Here is a 786-nt window from a genome sequence, read left to right as displayed (position 1 = left end):
CGGTGGCCGCGCCGGCCAGGAAGATCCAGCCGGCCCTCAGGGCCGGGCCGTGCCGGTCGGCGAGAGCGATGCCGGCGGCGAGGGCCCGGCGGGGGTCGCCGAGGATCGCGGCGGTGGATCCGGTCTGCACCGTGCGTCCGTCCACCTCGAGCAGTACGCCGAGGTTGTCGACGCCGTCCGGGACCGGCTGCCAGGGGCCGACGACGTACAGGGCGGCGGAGGTGTTGTCGGCGATCACGTCGGGCAGCGAGAAGGTGAAGTCGCGGTAGCGGGAGTCGATGACCTCCAGCGCGGGGGCGACGGCGCGGACCGCGTCGGTGAACGGCATCCCGGATGTCGGCGGCCGGTCGAGGAGGAAGGCGATCTCCGGTTCGACGCGGGGGTGGATCAGCCCGGCGATGTCCACGGCGGCGCCGTCGGGCACCTGCGTGGTGTCGGTGAGCTGGCCGAGGATCGGCTCATCGACGCCGACCTGCGCCATCTTCGCCCGGCTGGTCAGCCCCATCTTGACGCCGACGAGGCGTTCGCCCCGGCCGGTGCGGCGGGCGAGAAGGGCCTGCTGCACCGCGTACGCGGCGTCGACGTCGATGCCGTGGGCGGCGGCGAGCTGCGGAATCGGGGTGCCGGTGACGGCCGCCTCGTCGAGCCGGGCGGCCAACCCGGCGAGGTCGACGTCTGCGCTGGTGGTCACTGCGCACCTCCGTGGGCGGTGTTGGTGGCGGCGGCGAGGTCGAGGGCGACGTCGGTGATCATGTCCTCCTGGCCGCCGACCATCCTGCGGCGGCC

The 786-nt window shown here is 74.4% G+C and carries 2 protein-coding genes; both read right to left on the bottom strand.

From position 1 onward, the window contains the following. The coding region (locus ACFHWT_RS31370; RefSeq protein WP_416598316.1) for a 2-keto-4-pentenoate hydratase at window positions 1-691 on the bottom strand (691 nt) is incomplete at its 3' end. Then, window positions 688-786 (bottom strand): hypothetical protein (locus ACFHWT_RS31365; protein WP_416598318.1); only part of this gene is annotated, 99 nt, incomplete at its 5' end. The genes ACFHWT_RS31365 and ACFHWT_RS31370, both read right to left, overlap by 4 nt.

Source organism: Micromonospora sp. LOL_021 (assembly GCF_048060215.1).
In the GTDB taxonomy this organism is placed as follows: domain Bacteria; phylum Actinomycetota; class Actinomycetes; order Mycobacteriales; family Micromonosporaceae; genus Micromonospora_E.
This window is presented reverse-complemented; position numbering and strand designations above follow the sequence as displayed.